This window comes from Eubacterium sp. 1001713B170207_170306_E7 (genome assembly GCF_015547515.1).
GTDB lineage: Bacteria > Bacillota > Clostridia > Eubacteriales > Eubacteriaceae > Eubacterium.
This window is the reverse complement of record NZ_JADMVE010000003.1, coordinates 243,172-264,630: the sequence shown is the minus strand read 5'-3', so window position 1 is coordinate 264,630 and position 21,459 is coordinate 243,172. Positions and strand designations below refer to the sequence as shown.

21 protein-coding genes are annotated in these 21,459 nt (G+C 55.1%); 4 read left to right on the top strand and 17 right to left on the bottom strand.

Annotation, left to right across the window (positions count from 1 at the left end):
- Nucleotides 1–19: 19 nt before the first annotated feature.
- The 16 genes from I2B62_RS09210 to I2B62_RS09135 all read right to left on the bottom strand — a co-directional run bounded on the left by I2B62_RS09210 (nucleotide 20) and on the right by I2B62_RS09135 (nucleotide 15,655).
- Nucleotides 20–961, bottom strand: a complete 942-nt coding sequence (locus tag I2B62_RS09210; RefSeq protein ID WP_347707805.1) for a serine O-acetyltransferase — start codon at nucleotides 959–961, stop codon at nucleotides 20–22.
- Between the two features lie 119 nt (nucleotides 962–1,080).
- Complete coding sequence (locus I2B62_RS09205) at nucleotides 1,081–1,848, bottom strand: dipeptide/oligopeptide/nickel ABC transporter ATP-binding protein (protein ID WP_195268674.1); 768 nt, start codon at nucleotides 1,846–1,848, stop codon at nucleotides 1,081–1,083.
- Nucleotides 1,826–2,674, bottom strand: coding sequence for an ABC transporter ATP-binding protein (locus tag I2B62_RS09200; RefSeq protein WP_195268673.1), 849 nt, complete (start codon nucleotides 2,672–2,674; stop codon nucleotides 1,826–1,828). The genes I2B62_RS09205 and I2B62_RS09200 overlap by 23 nt, the downstream gene beginning before the upstream one ends.
- Nucleotides 2,671–3,558 (bottom strand): nickel/cobalt ABC transporter permease, encoded by an 888-nt coding sequence (gene opp1C / locus I2B62_RS09195; RefSeq protein WP_347707804.1) that lies wholly within the window; start codon nucleotides 3,556–3,558, stop codon nucleotides 2,671–2,673. The genes I2B62_RS09200 and opp1C overlap by 4 nt, the downstream gene beginning before the upstream one ends.
- Entirely contained in the window at nucleotides 3,558–4,487 is a 930-nt protein-coding gene (gene opp1B / locus I2B62_RS09190; protein WP_195268672.1) for a nickel/cobalt ABC transporter permease, read from the bottom strand. Before opp1B ends, opp1C begins: the two co-directional genes overlap by 1 nt.
- A gap of 28 nt (nucleotides 4,488–4,515) precedes the next feature.
- A complete protein-coding gene (gene nikA / locus I2B62_RS09185) occupies nucleotides 4,516–6,105 on the bottom strand; it encodes a nickel ABC transporter substrate-binding protein (protein WP_195268671.1) in 1,590 nt (529 codons plus the stop codon).
- A 109-nt stretch (nucleotides 6,106–6,214) separates the two neighbouring features.
- A complete protein-coding gene (locus I2B62_RS09180; RefSeq protein WP_195268670.1) occupies nucleotides 6,215–6,973 on the bottom strand; it encodes a class I SAM-dependent methyltransferase in 759 nt (252 codons plus the stop codon).
- Nucleotides 6,974–7,170: 197 nt separating this feature from the next.
- Nucleotides 7,171–7,671 carry an HD domain-containing protein gene (locus I2B62_RS09175; protein WP_195268669.1) on the bottom strand — a complete coding sequence of 167 codons (501 nt, stop codon included), beginning with the start codon at nucleotides 7,669–7,671 and terminating at the stop codon, nucleotides 7,171–7,173.
- 100 nt (nucleotides 7,672–7,771) lie between these two features.
- Nucleotides 7,772–8,071, bottom strand: a complete 300-nt coding sequence (locus I2B62_RS09170; protein WP_195268668.1) for a helix-turn-helix transcriptional regulator — start codon at nucleotides 8,069–8,071, stop codon at nucleotides 7,772–7,774.
- A 990-nt stretch (nucleotides 8,072–9,061) separates the two neighbouring features.
- Nucleotides 9,062–10,561: a HAMP domain-containing sensor histidine kinase gene (locus I2B62_RS09165; RefSeq protein ID WP_243259470.1), complete on the bottom strand. Its 1,500-nt coding sequence runs from the start codon at nucleotides 10,559–10,561 to the stop codon at nucleotides 9,062–9,064.
- A complete protein-coding gene (locus I2B62_RS09160; RefSeq protein WP_195268667.1) occupies nucleotides 10,545–11,240 on the bottom strand; it encodes a response regulator transcription factor in 696 nt (231 codons plus the stop codon). The genes I2B62_RS09165 and I2B62_RS09160 overlap by 17 nt, the downstream gene beginning before the upstream one ends.
- Nucleotides 11,241–11,282: 42 nt before the next feature.
- Complete coding sequence (locus tag I2B62_RS09155; protein ID WP_195268666.1) at nucleotides 11,283–12,686, bottom strand: HAMP domain-containing sensor histidine kinase; 1,404 nt, start codon at nucleotides 12,684–12,686, stop codon at nucleotides 11,283–11,285.
- Entirely contained in the window at nucleotides 12,677–13,336 is a 660-nt protein-coding gene (locus I2B62_RS09150) for a response regulator transcription factor (protein ID WP_195268665.1), read from the bottom strand. The genes I2B62_RS09155 and I2B62_RS09150 overlap by 10 nt, the downstream gene beginning before the upstream one ends.
- A gap of 73 nt (nucleotides 13,337–13,409) precedes the next feature.
- On the bottom strand, nucleotides 13,410–14,180 hold the full coding sequence (locus I2B62_RS09145) for a lantibiotic immunity ABC transporter MutG family permease subunit (RefSeq protein WP_195268664.1): 771 nt from the start codon (nucleotides 14,178–14,180) through the stop codon (nucleotides 13,410–13,412).
- Nucleotides 14,181–14,939 carry a lantibiotic immunity ABC transporter MutE/EpiE family permease subunit gene (locus tag I2B62_RS09140; RefSeq protein WP_195268663.1) on the bottom strand — a complete coding sequence of 253 codons (759 nt, stop codon included), beginning with the start codon at nucleotides 14,937–14,939 and terminating at the stop codon, nucleotides 14,181–14,183.
- Nucleotides 14,933–15,655, bottom strand: a complete 723-nt coding sequence (locus I2B62_RS09135) for a lantibiotic protection ABC transporter ATP-binding protein (protein ID WP_207735979.1) — start codon at nucleotides 15,653–15,655, stop codon at nucleotides 14,933–14,935. The genes I2B62_RS09140 and I2B62_RS09135 overlap by 7 nt, the downstream gene beginning before the upstream one ends.
- A 127-nt stretch (nucleotides 15,656–15,782) precedes the next feature.
- Between I2B62_RS09135 and I2B62_RS09130 the strand changes: the two genes are divergently transcribed.
- Nucleotides 15,783–16,937, top strand: coding sequence for a M20 family metallopeptidase (locus I2B62_RS09130; protein WP_195268662.1), 1,155 nt, complete (start codon nucleotides 15,783–15,785; stop codon nucleotides 16,935–16,937).
- Nucleotides 16,938–16,992: 55 nt separating this feature from the next.
- A complete protein-coding gene (locus I2B62_RS09125; protein ID WP_195268661.1) occupies nucleotides 16,993–18,609 on the top strand; it encodes a polysaccharide biosynthesis protein in 1,617 nt (538 codons plus the stop codon).
- A 43-nt stretch (nucleotides 18,610–18,652) separates the two neighbouring features.
- Here I2B62_RS09125 and I2B62_RS09120 read toward each other — a convergent pair whose 3' ends face one another.
- Nucleotides 18,653–19,234, bottom strand: a complete 582-nt coding sequence (locus I2B62_RS09120; protein WP_195268660.1) for a sugar O-acetyltransferase — start codon at nucleotides 19,232–19,234, stop codon at nucleotides 18,653–18,655.
- A 131-nt stretch (nucleotides 19,235–19,365) separates the two neighbouring features.
- On the opposite strand from I2B62_RS09120, the gene I2B62_RS09115 reads away from it, so the two are divergent.
- Together I2B62_RS09115 and I2B62_RS09110 are read left to right on the top strand one after the other, a co-directional pair.
- On the top strand, nucleotides 19,366–19,854 hold the full coding sequence (locus tag I2B62_RS09115) for a GNAT family N-acetyltransferase (RefSeq protein ID WP_195268659.1): 489 nt from the start codon (nucleotides 19,366–19,368) through the stop codon (nucleotides 19,852–19,854).
- 118 nt (nucleotides 19,855–19,972) lie between these two features.
- Nucleotides 19,973–21,433, top strand: coding sequence for a helicase HerA-like domain-containing protein (locus tag I2B62_RS09110; RefSeq protein WP_195268658.1), 1,461 nt, complete (start codon nucleotides 19,973–19,975; stop codon nucleotides 21,431–21,433).
- The last annotated feature ends 26 nt before the right edge of the window (nucleotides 21,434–21,459 follow it).

Below are 21,459 nucleotides of genomic sequence, written 5' to 3'. Positions count from 1 at the left end.
GTCAGGCTTTCATATGCTCTTACTGCGCCCAGTCAAAGTTTTCTTCAACCTCCTGGGGCTCACCGCCCTCCATCTGCAGCTCTGGGTTCTTGACGCTGACCTTTGAGCCGGCCGGGACAGACTGGGTGATAAAGCAGTTCCCGCCAATGATGGCGTCATGCCCGATGACGGTCTCGCCGCCCAAAATCGACACGTTGGAGTAAATGGTCACATTGTCCTCAATGGTGGGGTGACGCTTGTGCCCGCGCAGGTTCTGGCCGCCTCGGGTCGAGAGGGCCCCCAGGGTCACGCCCTGGTACAGCTTGACATAATCGCCGATAATGGTGGTCTCGCCGATAACAATGCCGGTGCCGTGGTCCATAAAGAAGAATTTTCCAATGGTGGCGCCCGGGTTGATGTCGATGCCGGTGCGGCTGTGGGCATATTCGGTCATCATTCGCGGGATGATCGGCACGCCCAGCTGGTAGAGCTCATGGGCCACGCGGTAGACCATCATGGCAAACACGCCGGGATAGGAGAAGATAATCTGATCCTTATCCGCCGCCGCGGGGTCGCCGTCGTAGGCGGCCTGCACGTCCTGGGCCATGTGGGTTCGGATCTTCGGCAATGTCTTCATAAAGGCGCAGCTGATCTGTGCGGCCTCGTCGGCCACAGCCTGCACCTGGTATTTTTCAGAATTTTCATATTTGCGCATGAGGCAGAGCCGGATCTGCTTGTGCAGCCGCTCCTCAATGCCCATTAAAATATCCCCGATATAGTATTGAATGGTACAGTTAAAGAGCTCCCGGCTGCCGTAATGCCTGGGGTAAAACAGCTCTCTTATATCACATAAAATGCCAATGATTTCGTTTCTGTTTGGCAGCGCTGTGGAGGTATAGGTGGTGTAGGCGTCGTCCTCATGGTAGGTCTCCACCATTTCCTGTGTCAGCGGCGTAATACATTGATTAAATTCTCTGCTCACTGGTTCTTCCTGCTTTCCTGATTTCATACTTGTTCTATCAATTAAATATGTGATTAATATTGTACCGCTTTTGTATGAAAACGTCAATGGCTGGCCGGTTAAAAAGCCCTTCTATTTCCCTATACTTCAAAGGGAATTACCGAGCTGAGCAGTTTCCTGGCATAGGGGTTTTGCACCTGGGCCAGCTCCCCGCTCATGCACGCCTCGACAATGCGCCCTTTATATAGGAAGACAATCTTATTACAGAGATGGGCGACGGCCTGCAGGTCGTGGGCCACAAACAGGTAGGTCATGTTCATCTCAACCCGCAGCGCGTGCAGCAGAGTCATGATCTGGGCCTGAACCGATACGTCCAGTGAGCTGATGGCCTCGTCCAGAACGATGAACCGGGGGTTTGTGGCAATGGCCCGGGCGATGCATACCCGCTGGAGCTGGCCGCCGGACAGCTCGTGGGGGTAGCGGCCCTTAAAGGCTGCGGGCAGGCCGACCTTTTCGAGCAGCGTGTCGATCTGCTGGTCCTCCGGCCTTTTTCCAAGGGCCAGCAGCGGCTCCAAAATGGCCTCGCGCACGGTAAACTGCGCATTGACCGAGGAGGTGTAGTCCTGAAAGACAACGCTCATTTTGCCCCGGTTCTTGGCCAGCCATGCCTTGACCGGCTCACCCTCGATAAAAATACCGCCGCTGCCCTTATCGGCTTTTTCAAGGCCCAGGATCAGGCGGGAGAGGGTGCTCTTGCCGCTGCCGCTCTCACCGATCAGGCCCACGCACAGGCCTTCCTCAATGTTAAAGCTCACGCCCTCCAGCACCTTGAGGCGGCCGCCGCTAAAGCCCTCGCCCACCTTCAGGTAGCTCTTGTGCACATCCTTAATTTCGACCAGGTTCTTCATGGCGCGCCTCCTTATTCATGGCTTTTTTAAAGGAATCGGTGATCATGAGCCGGGTGTCGATCAGATACCGGGTATAGTCGTTCTGAGGGTTCCGGAACACTGCCTCTGCCCTTCCGGCCTCCACACCGCAGCCCTTTTCCATGACCAGCAGGTCATCGGACAGGCGCCTGACCACACCCAGATCGTGGGAGATAAAGATTAAGGCCGTGCCGGTCTCCTGCCGCAGCAGCTCAAAGGCCTCCACCACCTGCCGCTGGTTAACAGCATCCAGGGCCGTGGTTGGCTCATCCGCGATGATCACAGCCGGCTTCATGGCCAGGGCGATGGCAATCATACAGCGCTGAAGCATGCCGCCGGACAGCTGGTGCGGGTACTTCCGGACCACCTGCTCCGGATCCCGTATGTTCAGGGCTGCCAGCACCTCGGGGGCCAGGGTCTTCGCGGCCTTTTTATCCATTTCCAGATTTTGCACAAAGGTCTCGGCCATCTGGCTGCCAAGACGGGCCAGGGGATCAAAGGCTGTCATGGCGTCCTGGAGGATCATGCAGATTTCCCGTGCTCTGATGTGCCGCAGCTGGCTCTCCTCCAGTCCGATCAGCTCTGCCTCGCCACCGTTTTGTGCAAACAGCGCGGAGCCAGTGGTCTTGAGCCAGGGATTCAGCAGGCCGAGCAATGCCCTTGCGGTCATGGATTTGCCGCTGCCGCTCTCGCCCACAATGCCCAGACAGCTGTTGGCCCTCAGCTCAAAGCTCAGGTTGTTTACAATGACCTGGCCGTCGCGCACATCGGTGACGCTCAGGTCCTTTACACGCAGCAGACTGCTCATGACGCCACCGCCTTTTTGCGCACAAAAATGGATCGGCGCCTGCGCTTAAAGCCCTTGTCCAGCTTTGGATTCATGGCCTCCTCAATACCGTCGCCCAAAAAGTTAAAGGCTGCCACCACCAGAAAAATGGCGATCCCAGGCGCCAGCATCTGGCCCGGGTTGGTGGTCATGACGTTCTTGGCCTCGTTGAGCATCATGCCCCATTCCGCGGTGGGCGGCTGTACCCCAAGGCCCAGAAAGGACAGGGCCGATATATTTAAGATAATGGCCCCGGTGTCCAGCGTTGCCAGCACAGCGATCTCCCCGAGCGCGCCCTTAATCAGGTGCTTCCTGATGATATAGCCCGTGCTGCACCCCGCCACCCGGGCAAACCGGATGTCATTTTTATCCATAAAGCGGATCACGATGCTCCGGATCATGCGCACATACCAGGCCCATTTGGCAATGATGGTGGCAATGACAATGTTAAAAATGCCTGCGCCCAGCACGCCCACAATGGCCAGAATCATTACTTCGCTGGGGAAGGACAGCATCACGTCGCAGATGCGCATGACCACCTCGTCCACCACCCCTCTGAAATAGCCTGCGATCACGCCCAGCACCACCCCGATGCCAATGGTGCAGAGCATGGTGACAATGGATAAGAGCACGGTAATCCGGCCGCCGTACAGGATACGGGAGAGGGTATCCCGACCCAGCTGATCGGTCCCGAGCCAGTGCGCCAGGGATGGCCCCTGGAATTTCATGACGATGTTCTGGGCCGTCGGGTCATAGGGCGCAATGACGGGTGCCAGGGCTGCGGCCAGAATGACCAGCAGCAGAAATACCGCGCTGGCCATGGCCAGCCGGTCGGTCTTAAAGCGTTTGAAAAATCCGGTCATCATTACACCTCCTGCCGCATCCGCGGGTCCATGAGCGTGGTGATCATGTCCACGGCAAAATTACAGACAACGAAAAGCACTGCCATGATGAGCACATAGGCCTGGATCACCGGGAAGTCCCGGTTAAAAATGGCGGTCACACAGAGCCTGCCCATGCCCGGCCAGGCAAAGATGTTCTCAATGACCACCGTGCCCGCGATCAGCTTGGGAATGGACATGCCCAGAGCTGTGAGTGCGCTGTGCAGCGAGTTCCCCAACACATGGCGGGTGATGGTGCGCTGCTTAAGGCCCCGGGCCCGCAGATAGAGCACGTAGTTCTCGCCCTGGTTCTTGATCATGTTATTACGCAGCAGTCTCGCGTAGGTGGCGATATACCCCAGCGACAATGTCACCGCCGGCAGGATCACTGAGCCCGGCGCGGTCATGCCGCTGGTGGGCAGCAGCCTCAGCTTGACGGCAAAGAGCCACATGAGCAGGATGCCTGCCCAAAAGGCCGGCATGGCAGTGCCGATAAAGACAATGCCCCGGATAAGCCGGTCACCGAGGCTGTCCCGGTACAGGGCGCAGAGCACCCCGGCCCCCACCGAGACCACCAGTATGATGACCAGGGAGACAAAGGCCAGGTACAGCGTCGGCGGCAGGGCCTTTGCGATCTCGGCGCCCACAGGCTTGTTATTGGCGTAGCTGCTGCCAAAGTCACCCTGGAGGGCATTGCCCACCCAATGGAAATAGCGGGTCAAAAAGGGCTCGTCCAGGCCCAGTTTTTCCCGCATATCCGCAATATTCTGTTCTGTTGGCACCACCTCATTGACCCGCAGCGCCACCTCGGCAGGATCACTGGGGCTCAAATTAATGAGGATAAAGGCAAAGAAGGAGATCCCGATAAGAATCGGGATCATCCAGAGCAGTCTTTTAATGATATAAGTTTTCATTGGAAGCTTTCTATAAAATTATTCTCCATTAATTCCAGTACATCTTCTCAAAGGGGATCTCGTACTGGGAATCGTTAAAGGTTACACCCTGCAGGCCCTTAATCCCGACCGCCTTGGTCTTGGAGTAAGAGATGGGCACGTAGACGCACTGGTCATTGATATAGGTCAGAATTTCCTTGTACATGCCGGCCCGTTTGGTGTCGTCAGCCTCGATCATAATTTTGGTGATGGTATCGTCAAGCCACTGTTTCTTTTCGAGTCCGGTCTGGGCCTGGTAATCGCCGTGGGCCGGGATTCTCCAGGATGAGACATAGGACTGGGGATCGTACGGTGTTCCCCAGGACAGGGAGTACTGAAGATCAAAATCGCCGGACTTCTGACGGTCCAGGAAGGCCTGCTTTTCTTCGGCCAGAATATTCATCTTAATGCCGACAGCGGCCAGATCGGCCTGGATGGACTCGGCAATGGTTCCCTCCTGGGCATTCTGAGAGTTGTAGGAGAAGGTCACCTCACATTTTTTGCCGTCCTTCTCACGCACCCCGTCTGATCCCATGCTCCAGCCCGCCTCATCCAGAAGCTTGCCGGCCTTATCCGGGTCGTAGGAATAGGTCTTTAGGTCAAGGTCGCAATAGGGCACGGTTTTTGCCATCAATGTGTCAGCCTGGTCCTCGGAGCCGTTTAGAATGCCGTCGATGATGTTCTGTTTGTTAATGGCCGTCTCAAAGGCCTCGCGCACCTTCAGGTCGCTGGTGACCGGAGCCTTGCTGTTCAGCAGGATCGCTCTTGAGGCGACCGGCTCGCTGAGGTAGGTGACATACGCGCCCTCAGACTCCAGCTTTTTAAAGGAGTCCAGGTCGATCTGGTCGCCGTCAGCCCCGAACAGCAAATCGACCTCGCCGTTTTGCAGGGCCAGCAGAATGGTCTGTGGATCCGGCATGACCTTCCAGTTGATTTTGGATACCTTGGTCTTGTCGCCCCAGTAGCTATCGTTGCGGGTAAAAGTCGCGTACTGATTGTCCTCATGCTCCGACAGCACCCAGGGGCCTGTGCCCGCATAGCCGCTGACGCCGTCCTTGGTGTTGCCGTCCACAAAGCATTTGGGTGAGATGAAACGGAAAGGCCGTGTCAGGCCCAGCTCGACCAGGGTCGGGTAATAGGGATGGGCCAGCACCAGCTTAAAGGTGTTGTCGTCCACCACCACGGTGTCGGCGATCTCGTTGACCATATCCAGCCAGGAATGGCGCTCCTTATTGCTGATAATGGCGTCAAAATTCTGCTTGACTGCCTGGGCGTTAAAGGGCTCGCCGTCGGTAAAGGCCACACCCTTTCTTAAATGGAAGGTATACTCCAGCCCGTTGTCCGATATATCCCAGCTTTCTGCCAGGGCGGGCTTGACCTCGCCGCCCTCGTTCTTGGTCAGCCCCTCAAACACCATGTTCTGTGCAGACATCTCGCCAGAGTAGAGATGCGGATTAATGTCCCTTATGTCCTTGGTGCAGGCGTAGTTGATCTCGTCCCTTTCGGACACATCGGTGCTGCCTGCGCTGCCGCAGCCCGCCAGAAGGCCGGTGCACATGACGGCTGTCACAAGCAGCGCCGTAATTTTTTTCAGCTTCATTTTCTTCTCCTTCAGGTTTTAGTTTTTTCAACAAACACGCCTTTGCCACTTCACAGGGTCCGCAAAATGGTAAAGGCGTATTACAATCTGTTCGGAATCCAGCGCGGCCCTATTTGGTCGCGGCAATCATGAACATGGGGGTTGAGGCGTAGTTCACCTGTTCCTCGTCGTCCCAGACGCGGTCGCCCATATCCTGTTCGATCATTACTTTTTTAAAGCCGATGTTAAGCAGAACCGCGGCGTCCCACTGCGGGCGCATGGTGCGGCTCAGCGGTAAATTTCTGGCAATCTCCTCCATGGCGGTGGTGTCTGTGCACACATAGTGGTCGTTGTAGCCCTGGGCCTGAGAGTTATCGCGGTCCTCAAAATATTCCCGGCGTTTGTCCTCATCGTAAAGGTGCAGGTACCAGTTGGCGTCAAAATTTAACAATCTGCCGCCCGTTGCCAGCACACGGTGCCATTCTTCGTAGGCTTCATCTGGTCTTTCCAGGTTCCAGGTCAGGTTTCTGGTTACGATCAGGTCAAAGGTATTGTCCTCAAAATCCAGCGAATGGGCATCCATGCGTCTGAAATCAATGGCGTTTTTGTAGATGCCGGCGTTCTTTTTGGCCTTGTACAGCATGGCGTCGGTGTAGTCCACAGCGGTAACGTCATAGCCGCAGGAGGCCATGGTGATGGCAAAAAAGCCCGGGCCGGTACCGATGTCCAGCACCTTCAGCTTTCTGCCGATTACATCCGGCTTATAGCTGTTGATCAGGTTTTTCCACACGTCCATTTTATAGCTGTTCAGCTCCGCCTCGTTTACTTCAGAATAGCCGTCCGCGCGGCCTTCCCAATAATTTTCAACTCTCTCTAAAATATTCTCCATTTTTACGTCCCCTTTTGATTTTTTATCCTATTGCTTGTTCATGGCAAAAAATAAAGCCATGAAGAACCAGGCGGTCTGCAAACCGCTGAATAAGCCTTCATGACTTTGTATATACAGGTATTAACTTGTGAATATTTTCTCATATTTGACGGTCGTTGTCAATGGGTTTTTGCATTTTTACCTCAAAAAAACAGCGCCTATTTAAGCATTCTCTCCAGGCTCGTCAGCGCCTCCAGAAAATCCGGCTCAAAGCTTGTGTCTCTGAAAAAGGGCACGTACCAGCGCACGCTCTCATCGTAATACTTCTGCCGAAAGGCCCGGCTCGAATCTGCGGTGGTCCTCAGATTATGTATTCTGTCTGCGCATTTTACATCCTTCGCCATGGCGTTGCGGTCGATCCCACCCAGGTAATCGGCCATATCGTAGGGCTTGGGCTTGGTGAGCAGGATCACAGCGTCCAGCACCTCCCTGCCGCTGTATTCCAGAATCTCCTCCTGGGTGGTATCCGTATCCTCTAAAAGATCGTGGAAAAGAGCCGTCAGCAGGGTATCATCGCTGTAGCCGCGCTCCTGCAGATAGGCTGCCACAGCCACAGGGTGGGTGATAAAAGGAATCCCGCCCCACCGCAGCTGGCCTGCGTGTTTATCTGAAGCAAAGTCCAGAGCGTCCTTTAGACGCGTATCGGTAATCTGAAACATAATGCGCCTCCTTTTTATCATTATACCCTCTTTCGCCTAAAATTACTATTGCCCGTAAAGCCCTTTCCAATCTAAAAGAGGCAAAGCCATCGCTTTACCCTTAATTGTTTTTATTGTTTAAATGATTGAATTCTGTAATCAGGCTGTTGATGATGTGGATCTGGTCGTCTGTTAAAAAATCGAGATTAAAAACGCGTTCATCGGACAGGCCCAGGAGAAAATCGGTCGAAGTATTTAAAGTCACTGCTATTTTTCGTAGCACATCGACAGACGGGTACTTGGCAGAGGTCTCATAGGCGGAGACACTGCCCTTGGTGATTCCCAGCATATCCGCCAGCTGCTGCTGCGTATATCCTTTTTCCTGCCTGAGTTGTCTGAGCTTTGATCCGAAGTATACCATTTGCTTTTCTCCATCGCGTTTTTAATAACAATACCATTTGCTTGTATTCTAATAATAAACTAATATACCCTGAGTTGACTTTTTACCCGATGAGTGTTATTATTAGTATTATCATTAAAGGTATTATGAAGAAAAATAGTTAATGTCTATCAATAGACACTAAAGTTCACTATCTTTGAGGCAGTTCCTTTCTCTGCCCACAGTGAAATCCGGCGGAAGCACTTCTCTCTTGGTATCCAAAACTGCTCCACACCATTTACTCGCTTCCGCCCAATAAAAAAATATAAAAAGTGCCGGCTGGTAGCCCCCAGCCAGCACTTTTTTTATAAATTACCAAAGCTTTTCTTAAGAATTTTTGATCCGATGTCCTTTGTTTTTTAATTTTAACCGCTTTGTTTTCATTTCTCTTATTCTCTAAAGAAAATTAGCCTGACAGGCTAACTCCTTCTATCCATTTCAGCCTATATTTTATTCACGACCGTACGAAACGGGCGGTCGTGGTGGAGACGGAGACTGCGGTGCAGCGAGGAACCAGCAATGGATTTTCTGGATGCCGCAAATCGTGGCACTCTTACCTCACAGCTTCGATGGTCTGCGCAATTCTGTACAAATTTGTCTGGTCATGAGACCATAGGCGTACCCGCTTCGGTAAAGTGCCACGCTCTGCAACGGGGCAGGTAAAAAATCCATTGCTTCCTCAGAAAATTGACAAGCTGATATACAGCTCTGTTAAACTTGATAAGATTTATACTACCCTCTCATTCTTAGGCGCTACACCGCAAAGCCACCATTTGCAGATGAGCCGAAGGATATTCTCCCCGTGTGGCGCGAGCAGGGTACTTTACCGAACTGCGCCTGCGGTCTCATTGAGAAAGAAGGTTGTACATTTTTCGCAGACCGCCGAAGCGGTGAGGTAAGAGTACCCTGATTGTGCCGTATATCTGAATGTCCTTCGGCGGATTTAGCTATACGATACCACGACCGCCCGTTTCAGACGGTCGTGTTCTCTTTGCCGGGCAGATCCAGGGTCACGGTTGTGCCCTGCCCTTCTTCACTGGTAACCACCAGGCCAATATTGTGCCGCTCCGCGATCTCCCTGGCAATGGGCAGGCCCAGTCCGGTTCCCTCGGCATTTTCCTCGGACAGGGTTTTATAAAAGCGTTCAAAAATATGCTTCTGGTCCTCCTGGCTGATTCCGCAGCCATGATCGGAAATGGTGAGGGTGCTCCCACACAGGCGCATTTCGATCTGCCCGCCCTCTGGTGAAAATTTTATGGCGTTGCTCATGATGATCATGAGCAGCTGCCGCAGCCGCAGGTAGTCCCCCTGCATAAAGTAAAGACCTGTGTCCATCTCTGTGGTGATGGCCAGCGCCTTCGCCTTTGCCATATTCTGGGCGCTGCGCCGCACCTCACTGAGGATATCACACAGATTTACCCGCTCCAGGTTAAGGCTGAACTCGGCGTTCTGGAGTCTGGACAGGTCCAGCAGGTCATTGACCAGCCGTTTCAGCGCCAGACTCTCCGCGTACATTTCCTGATGATAGGCGGCCACCTGGTCCGGATCTGTCACCACGCCGCCGGCCAGAGCCTCTAAAGAGCCGCAGAGCACAGTCACCGGGGTTTTAAGCTCATGGGAGATATTGGAGAAAAAGACCTGCTGCATTTTCTGGAAGCGCTCATGCTCCTCACTGGAGAGCTTGAGCTGATGGCTCAGGGTATCCAGCGAGGCGGCCAGCTGGCCGATCTCATCCTGACGGCCGATATGGCTGGCGGCCGTATAGTCGCCCCCGGCCAGACGCCCGGCCATTACCTGCATTTCCTTCATGGGCTTTGTAAAGCTGCGCGCCAGCAGCACGGCAAAGCCGATCCCGATCACCAACGCCACGCACAGGCTGATGGCCAGGGTTCTGAAGCCCTCGTTGGCCGCGGCCTCAATGCCCTCCACCGGAGAGTGAAGCAGCACCACGGCCTGGATATTGCCTGCGCTGTCCCGGACCGGGGCCCCGACTGTCAGGGTCGGGGCGTTCAGCAGACCTGAGAAGCCCTCGCTCGCAGTTACCTGGCCTCCAAAGGCCTGGTCCACCACGGTTTCGGCGTCGGCCGGCAGATCTGCGTAGTTATAGGTAGACGCAGCGGTCTCATGGCCTTCGTGGCTGGATGGGGTGACCAGATTATGGTCGCCATCCACCACCCATACATCTGCCATGGCAATATCGTCCAGAAAGCGGATATAGGCCGCGTAGCCCATGCCGTTCCCTCCGCTGCCGTGGGCCCCCTCGCCGCGCCTGCCGCTGCCCTCGGCGGATATAAAGCTGCCAAAGGTGCCGGCGATGGCAGTGGCCCGGTCCTCCAGCTGCTTCTGGGTCAGCGCCACGTTCTGCTTTTTAAACAGCAGAAAAAACACCGAGCCCGCCACCAGCGCGAAGGCCAGCAGGGCCAGTGAAAAATAGAGCCCCAGCTTAAAGGCAATGCTACGCTTCCTCATCATTCACCTCGAAACGGTAACCCACCCCCCAGATGGTCGCAACGCTCCACCCGGGGTGCTCTCTTTTGTCCAGCTTGGCCCGCAGCCGCCGGATATGGGAATCGACGGTGCGGTTGTCGCCGTAATAGTCATAGCCCCAGACCGCATCCAGCAGGTTGTCCCTTGAAAAAACCCTGTTTCGGTTGGCCGCAAGGGTCCAGAACAGCTCTGTCTCCTTTTTCGTGAGCGGCACCACCTCGCCGTTCACGGTGGTCGTATAGGTATCCAAATCCATGGTCAGGCCCTTGTAGCTGAAAAACTGGCGCCTGCCCCCGCCGTCCCGGGACAGCCGGCGCAGGATGGCCCGCACCCGCGCCATGACCTCACCTCCGGAAAAGGGCTTGACAATATAATCATCGGCCCCGATGTCCAGGCCCATGATCTTCTCAAAATCCTCGCCCCGGGCTGTGATCATGATGATGGGCACTGCGGATTCCTCCCGTATCTGCCGGCATACCTCAAACCCGTCAAGCTTTGGCATCATCACATCCAGCAGAATGACCGCCGGGGCCTCCCGCCTGTAGGCGCAGAGCGCCGCCTCGCCGTCATAGGCGACCACAGGCTCAAAGCCCTCCTTGCGCGCGTAGGCAGTGAGCACGGCTGTTATCTGTTTGTTATCATCTGCGATCAGCATTTTTTCCATCTTTTTCACCTCATGTTCCCTTACATATGCCCAGTATACACCCTATTTTTGACAAAACGGTGACAAAAATTCCTCAATTGGCAGTTTTATCACCACCCGGCCATGGCCTGTCACAGGATCGTTTTCCAGGCACAGGCTGCCGCGGTGCTGGCTGATAATACTGTCGGCGATGTAAAGCCCCATGCCGTAGTGCTTTTCACAGCTTCTGCTCTTGTCGCCCATGTAAAATTTGCGGGCCGCGTTTCTGAGCGCGTCCGCGCTGAACCCTGGCCCGCCGTCGGTCACGGTGAGGACCAGCATGCCGCTGTCACCCGCTGCCTTAAGCTCAATCCTGCCGCCCTCGGGCGTGTAATCAGCCCCGTTGGCAATGATGTTCATCACCGCCCGGATCAAAAGCCGGCGGTCGCCGGTAAAGTGCCCGGGCAGACATTCGGTGTCCACACACAGCCGGATCTGCCTGCGGGCTGTGTAGCCCACAGCCTGTTTTTTTATGCGCTCTAAAAAGGCTGCTGTGGGGATCGCCTCCGCATTCAGGCTCCAGGCTGCCTTATCCTGAGATACCTCCATCAAAAGGCGCGTATACTCCTCTATAACCTCTGCGTTATCGTGGATATAACGGACACTTTCGGCCTGGTCTCCGTTCAGGTCCTCCTCTGCGAGCAGCTCGCTGTTTCCTTTTATAATGGTCAGCGGCGTCTTGATATCATGGGCCAGAGCGCTGATCTGCTCCTGCTTTTCCTGTTCCTCACGCCACTGCTGCTCCAGAGACTGCTTCAGGGCGAGGCGCATATCGTCCATGGAGTCTAACACCTGATTAAACTCCCATATGCCCGATGGGCCGGCTTTGTATTCCAGATCCTGGTTCCGGATGGCGTTTGTGGCCTCCATGAGCGGGGCCAGCTCGCCCTTCAGACGTTTGCTGAATGCCCGGGTACCCAAAAAGATCAGCAGGATATAAAGCGCCGCCCCTGTGATAATCACCGCGTTCATCATTGTTTCCGGCGAGGGCAGTCTCTGATTCAACGCCTCGTCTTTATAGGACGCTTTGATATAGTATTGAAGGATACAGTCCCCGTCGGCGCGGGCGATCCGGTAATAGAACCGGTCGCCGAAAATGTTTACGCCCTGCCTGGCATATTCCTGGGCCTCCGCAAGTGTTTTTTGATCCATATCGGTATCCAGCACCTGTCCCTCATGGCTGATCAGCGCGTAGCGGCTCCCGTCCGGAACCAATGACGGGTCAAAGGGCTCTGTGGCCTGGATAGCCTCCTTCTGCTCCCGGATCGCGTTCTCCACACTGTTGGCCGGGACGAACTGGTCCGATGTGATAATCTCGGTCAAAGCGCCAGCCGCCATAACCAGCACCACCACAAAGGACAAAACAAGCAGACCGGCATAGATTAAGATAAGCCTGCTGATCTTTTTAGGGCGCGCACTCATTGCCATTTATACCCAATCCCCCAGACCGTCTCAATGGGCGCGCAGCCGTAAACGCTGAGCTTAGCCCGGATATTTTTCACATGCTCCGCGATGGCGGAGCTGTCGCCCTCGCCCTCGTAGCCGTACACCGCCTCGTAGATCTGCTCCTTGGAAAAGACCTGCCCGTGGCTTCTGGCCAGGAACTCGCAGATGGCATACTCGCTTTTGGTCAGAGGGACCTTCTGCTCCCCTGCCAGCATCTCATGGGCGCCGAGGTTAAACCTTATGCCGTCCAGGCTCAGCACACTGCGCTTCTCACGCTTTTCACGACGCAGGTGGGCGGCCACCCGGGCTCTCAGCTCGCCGTTGCCAAAGGGCTTGGTGATGTAGTCGTCGCCGCCGACGCCCAGGCCGTACATTATGTCCTTCTCCAGGGTTTTGGCGGTCAGAAAAAGAATGGGGCAGTCCACATTTTCCCGCAGCTCCCGGCAGAGGGTAAAGCCATCGGTTCCGGGCATCATCACATCCAGAAGAATGAGGTCAAAGGCTCCGAGCCCGTTCATGGAAAGCTCTGCCGGATCGGCCATGGTCCTGACCTGATGCCCGTCCTTTTCCAGCACACGCTTCACCAGATTTAAAATTCCCTTTTCATCGTCGACCACCAGTATTCTTGCCATTGATCCTGCCTCCTGTTGTTTCTGTCCTTTTATCACCAGTATAGCTTTTTGTGCCCCGGCGCACAAGGATAAATTACTCGCTGGCGCTTCTGCCCTCCCAGCGCTTAAACCAGATCAGGCAGAACGCAAGGAGCAGCAGCGTGGCCACGCCGGCCGCCAGCCAGCCGGCGGCGGTTTCGTTCTGGATAAACATAAGCCCCTGCGGTGACGGGGAGGTCATCGCGTTTAAAACCGCCATGTCGCTGAGGCGCACACCCCAGGCCCAGGGAATAAAATACCAGATACCATCCCCGAGGCCTGTCAGCATCAGCGCTGACACCAGCGAGCCCGCCACCCCCACCGAAATGGACGCGCCCTTGCCAAAGCGCAGGCCAATCCAGAGGTGGAGCAGGTATAAAAACAAGCTGGTCCCAAACAGGACCCCGGCCAGCTTCAGGTACAGCAGCGCCGGCACAGCCTGCTGGCCCGGCAGCAGGGCAAAGCCCGCTCCGTAAAGGCCGATGGCTGCCGCCAGCGAGCCAAGGCCCAGCACTGCCAGAAACCCAGCCTTACTCAAAAACGGCATCAGACGGGACGGCAGCACGCCAAGCATGTTCTGAAAACCACCGGCCTGCTCCTCCTGGGAGGCTGCCATGCCGCACACAATACCGATGAGCATCGGAAAAGCCAGGGCCAGCGCCTCAAAGTAAAGCGTCAGCAAAACCACGGTATCCCATGCCGACAGCGCGCTGTAAAAAAGAAACAGGGCCACGCCCACAAGAGGGAGGATCAGATGCAGCCACAAAAGGGGCGTATGCTTTATTTTAAGGGCTTCCGTCCCAAAGGATCTCAGAAAGCTTTTCATCTACGCCGCCTCCTTTTTGCTGAGCCAGTACATACAGAGCAGGGTCAGGGCCGCGCACAGCAGCAGGGACAGCACGATTGCCACGGGCACCACACTTATGTCGAGCAGCGGGCTTCCCGCCTCTACCAGAAGGTTATTCGGCCGGATGCCCATCACCGGGCACATGGCCCGGGGCGTCCAGGCGTATGGGATCAGATACCAAAAGCTCTTTTCTGCCACTAGGATGCCGCCAACGGTGCCCACCCCCACATTGAGCAGCACCGCCCCCAAAAAGCCAAGCTTCTTGGCAAGCATAAAGCAAAGGGGGATCTGCCACACACTGGTCACAAAGATCACAATCATGCCCAGCAGCATGGGTAAAAGGGTATCTGTGAGCGGCAGCGCTGTGCCCTGCCAGATAAAATCCTTGATCAGGGTGCCCAGAATGATCCCCAGGAACACCACGCCGCAGCTAAGCAGTACATAAAAGGCGACGACGCCCATTTTAGCCAGCCAGGACGTCTTAAGGTCTACCGGCACTGTGTAAAGGTTCTGGTATTTAAGCTTTTTATTCCCATCCTTCTGGTTGGAAAGCGCCGCGAACAGGGCAATGCAGCCTGGATACAGCAGCGTGTACCACCAGTTAAAGGCATTGATCTGATAGTAGCCAAAGCCAAAGGTAAAGCTCAGCAGTATGAGCCCCAGAGGCCCGAGGAAAATCAGCTTGCGGCTGAAGGTCCGTTTAAATTTCAGGTTTTCTGCTTTCATCAGCTTCAGCATGCTGCGCTGCCTCCTTCCCGGGCACGGCTGTTCTTAACAACCTGCATAAACAGGGCCTCCAGGTCCTCGCCCTTATGAATTTTTGACTGGTAGCCCAGCACGCCGTCGCTGATAATGCCAATGTCATCGGCCATGAGCTCCACCTCAGAGAGGATATGGCTGGACAGGATCACGGTGATGCCATGCTTTGGAAAGGAGCGGATCAGCTCCCGCAGCTCCTGGATTCCAATGGGGTCCAGCCCATTGGTCGGCTCATCCAGGATCAGCAGCTTCGGGCTGCCCAGCAGCGCCAGGGCAATACCCAGCCGCTGCTTCATTCCCATGGAGAACTGTCCGGCGCGCTTGCTGCCGGTATTCTTCAGGTCTACAATCTTCAGCACCTGCCCGATTCTTTTTTCCGGGAGGCCCAGCAGAGTCGTGCGGACCTTCAGGTTCTCCTGGGCCGTCAGGTTATCATAAAGGGGCGGCCATTCAATCAAAACACCCATATGCTCAAGGTCCTTCCTGGACCAGCTGTGCCCGTCGAAGATGATCTCCCCGGCGCTGGGCCGCAGCATACCAGTCATCATCTTGAGGGTGGTGGACTTGCCCGCTCCATTGGGGCCCAGAAGCCCGTAAATGGTGTTTTTTCTCACCCTCAGGTTCAGCTTTTTAACCGCCTCTGTTTTCTTAAAGCGCTTGCTCAGAGCCCGTGTTTCCAACAAATACTCAATCATATTATCGCTCCTTATCTCTTTTGATGACTCCAGTATAAAAGTCAATTTTCAGGATTTTATAAGGATTTGGAAAATTTTATGGTATAATTGAAAAAACATCTTTTCAACCCACCACTGGAGGATTTTAATGACTCAAATTAAAACTGAAATCCACGCGCTGCTGCCGAAAATCATCCTGCTGAGGCGGCAGCTCCATCAGAACCCTGAGCTGAGCCTTGAGGAATACCAGACCGCGGACTGCATTGAGGCCCACCTGGACGCCCTGTCCATCCCACACCGCCGTATCGAGCCCACTGGTGTGGTCGCTGACCTTATCGTCAATCCCGGTTACCCTACCACCGCCATCCGGGCCGAGATTGACGCGCTGCCCATTGCCGATGAAAAAGTTGTTCCCTACGCCTCCCGGACGCCGGGCGTATCCCACGCCTGCGGCCATGACGGGATCACTGCCCTCACTCTGGGGCTGGCCAGGCTTTTAAGCGCGCATAAAGATGAGCTGTCCACCAATATCCGTTTTCTGTTTGAGCCAGCCGAGGAAACCGGCCGCGGCGCCAGGCTGATGATGGATGGCGGGGCGCTGGAATCGCCGAAGCCTGATCAGCTCATCATCTTTCATTTCGCCAATTCTGAGCCCTTTGGCATGGAAATACAGGAGGAAGCCTCTACGGCCACAGTCGCAGGCCTCAAAATCGAGGTTACAGGTTCCTCAGGCCACTGGGCAGAAGCCTCCCTGGGCAACAGCGCTGTGAGCGCAGCGGCTTCATTATTATGTGATATCGAGGGCCTCAACGCCACGGCCGTCACCCAGAGGCCTTTTATTATTGGATTCGGCACCATCAATGGCGGCGTTAAATCCAATGTCATTCCTGACGCCTGTGTCATGCAGGGGACGCTGCGCGCCTTTATAGAATCGGACTTTGATCTCCTGCTCTCCGCCATCCGGCGCATGGCAGAGAACACCGAAAAACGAACTGGTAGTCAGATCCGTGTCGGCCTGTCTCACAGAACCCCTGCGGTCATCAACGATCCCCGCCTTATCCAAAAGGGCTTTGCCGCGGGCCAGACAGTCTTTGGCAGCCGCTGTGTCCTCTCCGGCTCGCCTTTTCTGGTCGGCGATAACGCTGGATGGTATTTTAAGGAGCTCCCGGGCCTGCGCATCGTCTTCTTTGCAGCCCAGGACACTGCCCCCAATTACCCCATCCACCATCCCAAATTTGATTTTAACGAGGGCATCTTTGGTCCGGCACTGGAAACGCTCTATAAAATGCTGCTCTCGTTTTAGACGGCCGTCCGTTTCGTACGGTCACGACATACATTAATCAAGGAGAATATTCTATATGCGTAAAACAGAAAAAAGCTGGGTTAAGGGCGCGGCCATTCTCGCCGCTGCCGGTATCTTTGTAAGACTGATCGGCATCCTTTTCCGTATTCCCATCAGCAATCTGGTGGGCAGCTACGGCAACGGCATTTTCTCAAATGTCTTTAGTATTTACAGCCTCCTGCTGATGGTCTCCACGGTTGGCTTCCCGGTGGCTGTCTCCAAAATGATTTCAGAAAATGTGGCCATTGGAGATTTCAGGGCTGTGACCAATGTTTTCAAGGTCTCTCTGATCACCCTGTTTGTGCTGGGTGGGCTCTCCAGCCTTTTCCTGTTTTTTGGAGCCGGATGGCTCATCGGAGTGACCAACTGGCCGCCCGAGAGCATCTACGCCATCCAGGGCATTGCTTTCTCCCCGCTGATCGTGGCGGTCTGTTCCGTCTACCGCGGCTATTTTCAGGGCTTTCAGAATATGCTGCCCACGGCCGTTTCCCAGGTAATCGAGCAGGTTGTCCGCATTGTGCTGGGCGTCTTTTTGTGCTGGTACTGTGTGGTCATGCTGCAAAACGTCAGCCTTGGCGTCGGCGGCGCTTACCTGGGCACGACCATCAGCAGTCTGGCAGCCTGCCTGCTCTTAGTTGTCTGGCATTTTTACTTTACCCGGAAGCACAAAGCCCTGCTGCTCAAAACCAGCCGCAAGGTCCCCCTGTCCCGCAAAAGGATTTTGAAGCGCCTGGTGCTCATCGCGGTCCCGGTCACACTGACCTCTGCCATGATCACCTTTTTCTCCTTTGCCGACGCCATGATGTACGTCGACCGCCTGGCCCTGGCCGGCTTCGATGCCTATACGGCCACAGCCCTCATGGGTGATTTCTCCTACGCGGATACCTTTGTCAACATTCCTTTAAGCATCAGCGCCACCTTCGCTGCTGCCATGATCCCCGCCATCTCGGAATCCTTTGCCCTTAAGGATCAGGCCGGCATCAACGAGCGCATCAATACCGCCATCCGCCTGGTCGTGCTGGTGGCCCTGCCCTGCTGTATCGGCCTGTCCGTGCTCTCAGACGGCATCTTCACCCTGATCTTCCCGGGCTCTGAGCACGGCGCCGCCATCATGGAGGTCTATGCCTTCGCGACCATTTTTATCATGCTGTCCAATACCTTCCAGAGTATTTTACAGTCCATTGACCGCTTTATCATCCCGCTCATCGCCCTGCTGGGCGCCTCGGTGGTGCGCATTGGCTGCAGCTATGTGTTCATGGCCATCCCTGCCCTCAATATTTATGGCGTCGTCCTGAGCACCATGCTGACCTTTATCTTCCTGATGGTTGTCAACTTTCTGTTTATCCGCCGTTATACCCACGTGCGGCTCAGCTATACCAGCACCCTGGTCAAGCCCATGATCGCCTCGGCCATCATGGGCATGGCGGCCCTCGGCTGCTACGATTTTCTGCTGCCCCACACCGGCAATACTGCCGCTGTCCTTGCCGCCATTCTTGTGGCGGCGGTTATCTATTTCTTTCTGATTATCTTCTTTGGTATCCTCACCGAGGAGGAGCTGGACCTGCTGCCCGGCAAAGGGCTTTTACTGCCATTGGTCAGAAAAATACAGGGGCTGGTATCAAAGGCGTCATAATAAAAGTCATAAAAAAGCGCGGCCTGTGCAGGACGCGCTTTTTTTACCGTTTTGCCATCATTCTGTCCGCTTCTGTGATCTCACGCAGCACCCGCGCCGGACTGCCGGCCGCCACCACATTATCGGGTATATCCCTTGTCACCACAGAGCCTGCGCCAATCACGACATTACTGCCGATGGTTACCCCCGGATTGATGGTGGTGTTGCCGCCGATCCACACATTGTCCCCGATGGTCACAGGGCTGCCGCCCTCCAGAAGGGTATTGCGCTCATCGCTGACCAGTGGGTGCCACGCCGTAAAAATACAGACACGCGGGGCCATAAAGCAGTTATCCCCGATGGTAATCGGGCAGACATCCAGAAAAACAGCGTCAAAATTAATGTACAGGTTGTCTCCAGCGGTGATGTTATAGCCGTAATCACACCTAAAGCTCGGCTCAACCATGAAGTTTTTACCCAAGCCGCCAAAAAGCTGCTCAATGATCTGCTGGCGGTGCTGCGGCTCGTATTCTGTCGTTAAGTTAAATTGACGGCAGAGCTCATGGGCCCTTGTCCGTTCCTCTGTCAGCTCTGGCGTCTCAGCGCAGTAAAGCTGTCCGGCCAGCATTTTTTCTTTTTCAGTCATTTTTTCCTCACTATCTCTTTATTGATTAGTATAAATTATAACAAATAATTCTGCTTTGGCCTAGCCCCTTGCCCTCCGAATGACAAAGGTGTATACTTATCTCAGCATTGATGAAGTGAGGTAATTTTTACATGAATATACGTATCCGGCAGGCCAGGCCCGAGGATCTGCCCTCAATCGCTGCTCTGGAAGCGGCCTGTTTTCCCGCTGCCGAGGCTGCAAGCCCCGGCGCCTTTGAAAAGCGCATCAAAACCTTTCCCGAAAGCTTTTTTGTCGCGGAGGTCGAAGGACAGCTTGTGGGCATGATTAACGGCTGTGCCACCGATGATGAAACCATCACGGATATCCTTTTTGAGGACAGCTCGCGCCACATTCCCGATGGCCGCTACCAGAGCATTTTTGGCCTGGACGTCCTGCCCGGCTGGCAGCACAGGGGGATCGCGACCATTTTAATGACCTATTTCATTCACAAAGCCATGGACTCCGGCAGAGAAGGCCTGATCCTGACCTGCAAGGAGACGCTGATCCCCTTTTACGAAAGCTTTGGCTATCAGAACCTGGGTGTTTCCGACTCGACCCACGGCGGAGCCGTCTGGTATGATATGCTCCTGGTATTTTAACAGTCCTGCCGGGCTGTTTTTTATTTTTTCCAAATTCGTCCTGTTTTTACCGTTTTCAACACCGCTGTACTTTCTGCCTCGAGTATAATTAAGATAGATTACCTATGGAGGAAAGCACATGTATACTGACGATAAAATCTGGATTGCAAAAGGCGAACAGCCTGTTTATCTCCTGCCCAAAATGGCCAACCGGCACGGCCTGGTGGCAGGCGCCACCGGCACCGGCAAAACCATCACCCTGAAGGTGCTGGCCGAGTCCTTCAGCGACCTCGGCGTTCCGGTCTTTCTGGCAGACGTAAAGGGCGACCTCTCTGGCACCTGTGAGCCCGGCACCGACAGCGAGGATATGCAAAAGCGCATTGAAAAATTTGGGCTGAAGGACCAGTTCGGCTACAAGCCCTACCCGGTCCGTTTCTGGGACCTGCTCGGCAAGCAGGGCCACCCCATCCGCACGACAGTGTCTCAAATGGGGCCGCTGCTGCTGTCACGGCTCCTCAACCTCAACGATACCCAGTCGGGCATTTTAAACATTGTGTTCAGAGTGGCCGACGCCAAAAACCTGCTGCTCATCGACATTAAGGACCTCAAGGCCATGCTCCAGTACGTGGGAAACAACGCCAAGGACCTGAAGCTGGAATACGGCAACATCTCGTCCCAGAGTGTCGGGGCCATTCTGCGCGCTATCCTGGCCCTGGAGGACCAGGGCGCCGACCAGTTCTTCGGCGAGCCGCCCCTGGACATCATGGACTGGATCCAAACCGACGAAAACGGCCTGGGCACCATCAATATTCTGGACTGCGTCGAGCTTATCCAGACCCCGGCCCTGTACTCCACCTTTCTGCTCTGGCTCATGTCCGATCTCTTTGAGGTCCTGCCCGAAGCCGGTGATCTGGACAAGCCCAAGATGGTCTTTTTCTTTGACGAGGCCCATCTGCTCTTTAACGGCGCGCCCAAGGTTCTCCTTGAAAAAATCGAGCAGGTCGTGCGCCTGATCCGCTCAAAGGGCGTAGGCATCTACTTTATCTCGCAGAGCCCCACCGATATGCCGGACAGCATTCTATCACAGCTTGGCAACCGCATTCAGCACGCGCTCCGGGCCTACTCCCCATCCGAGCAGAAGGCCATCAAAACCGCGGCCGAAACCTTCAGGCCCAACCCCGCCTTTAAAACCGAGGAGGCCATCACCGATCTGGGCACCGGCGAAGCCCTGATCTCCTGCCTGGACGAGGAGGGCCGCCCCACCGTGGTTGAGCGCTGCTTTGTCCTCCCGCCCCAGAGCCACATGGGTCCCGCCGCTCCCGACACCCGGAGCAGCCTAATTGAGAGCAGCCCTTTTAACACCAAATATAAAGACACTATCGACCGCGAATCAGCCTATGAGGACCTCCAGCAGCAGACAGAAGCCGCACCTGCCCAGGAAGCCACCCCGGCGGAGCCCGAAAAGAAACCCGCCAGAGAGGCCGCGCCCAGACACCAGAAGTCCTCTTTTGAAAAGGCCGCCGACAGCGCCCTGTCCACCATTGGCCGCGAGGTTGGCAAAAGCCTGGTACGTGGGCTCTTTGATGTCCTCAAGCGCTGATAAAGCAAAAAAAATAAAACCAACGT

Excerpts from the sequence above, each read along its gene's own strand:
- I2B62_RS09205 (WP_195268674.1), bottom strand. The coding sequence starts at position 1,848 with ATGAAGAACCTGGTCGAAATTAAGGATGTGCACAAGAGCTACCTGAAG.
- I2B62_RS09200 (WP_195268673.1), bottom strand. The coding sequence starts at position 2,674 with ATGAGCAGTCTGCTGCGTGTAAAGGACCTGAGCGTCACCGATGTGCGC.
- opp1C (WP_347707804.1), bottom strand. The coding sequence starts at position 3,558 with ATGATGACCGGATTTTTCAAACGCTTTAAGACCGACCGGCTGGCCATG.
- opp1B (WP_195268672.1), bottom strand. The coding sequence starts at position 4,487 with ATGAAAACTTATATCATTAAAAGACTGCTCTGGATGATCCCGATTCTT.
- nikA (WP_195268671.1), bottom strand. The coding sequence starts at position 6,105 with ATGAAGCTGAAAAAAATTACGGCGCTGCTTGTGACAGCCGTCATGTGC.
- I2B62_RS09180 (WP_195268670.1), bottom strand. The coding sequence starts at position 6,973 with ATGGAGAATATTTTAGAGAGAGTTGAAAATTATTGGGAAGGCCGCGCG.
- I2B62_RS09175 (WP_195268669.1), bottom strand. The coding sequence starts at position 7,671 with ATGTTTCAGATTACCGATACGCGTCTAAAGGACGCTCTGGACTTTGCT.
- I2B62_RS09170 (WP_195268668.1), bottom strand. The coding sequence starts at position 8,071 with ATGGTATACTTCGGATCAAAGCTCAGACAACTCAGGCAGGAAAAAGGA.
- I2B62_RS09165 (WP_243259470.1), bottom strand. The coding sequence starts at position 10,561 with ATGATGAGGAAGCGTAGCATTGCCTTTAAGCTGGGGCTCTATTTTTCA.
- I2B62_RS09160 (WP_195268667.1), bottom strand. The coding sequence starts at position 11,240 with ATGGAAAAAATGCTGATCGCAGATGATAACAAACAGATAACAGCCGTG.
- I2B62_RS09155 (WP_195268666.1), bottom strand. The coding sequence starts at position 12,686 with ATGGCAATGAGTGCGCGCCCTAAAAAGATCAGCAGGCTTATCTTAATC.
- I2B62_RS09150 (WP_195268665.1), bottom strand. The coding sequence starts at position 13,336 with ATGGCAAGAATACTGGTGGTCGACGATGAAAAGGGAATTTTAAATCTG.
- I2B62_RS09145 (WP_195268664.1), bottom strand. The coding sequence starts at position 14,180 with ATGAAAAGCTTTCTGAGATCCTTTGGGACGGAAGCCCTTAAAATAAAG.
- I2B62_RS09140 (WP_195268663.1), bottom strand. The coding sequence starts at position 14,939 with ATGCTGAAGCTGATGAAAGCAGAAAACCTGAAATTTAAACGGACCTTC.
- I2B62_RS09135 (WP_207735979.1), bottom strand. The coding sequence starts at position 15,655 with ATGATTGAGTATTTGTTGGAAACACGGGCTCTGAGCAAGCGCTTTAAG.
- I2B62_RS09130 (WP_195268662.1), top strand. The coding sequence starts at position 15,783 with ATGACTCAAATTAAAACTGAAATCCACGCGCTGCTGCCGAAAATCATC.
- I2B62_RS09125 (WP_195268661.1), top strand. The coding sequence starts at position 16,993 with ATGCGTAAAACAGAAAAAAGCTGGGTTAAGGGCGCGGCCATTCTCGCC.
- I2B62_RS09120 (WP_195268660.1), bottom strand. The coding sequence starts at position 19,234 with ATGACTGAAAAAGAAAAAATGCTGGCCGGACAGCTTTACTGCGCTGAG.
- I2B62_RS09115 (WP_195268659.1), top strand. The coding sequence starts at position 19,366 with ATGAATATACGTATCCGGCAGGCCAGGCCCGAGGATCTGCCCTCAATC.
- I2B62_RS09110 (WP_195268658.1), top strand. The coding sequence starts at position 19,973 with ATGTATACTGACGATAAAATCTGGATTGCAAAAGGCGAACAGCCTGTT.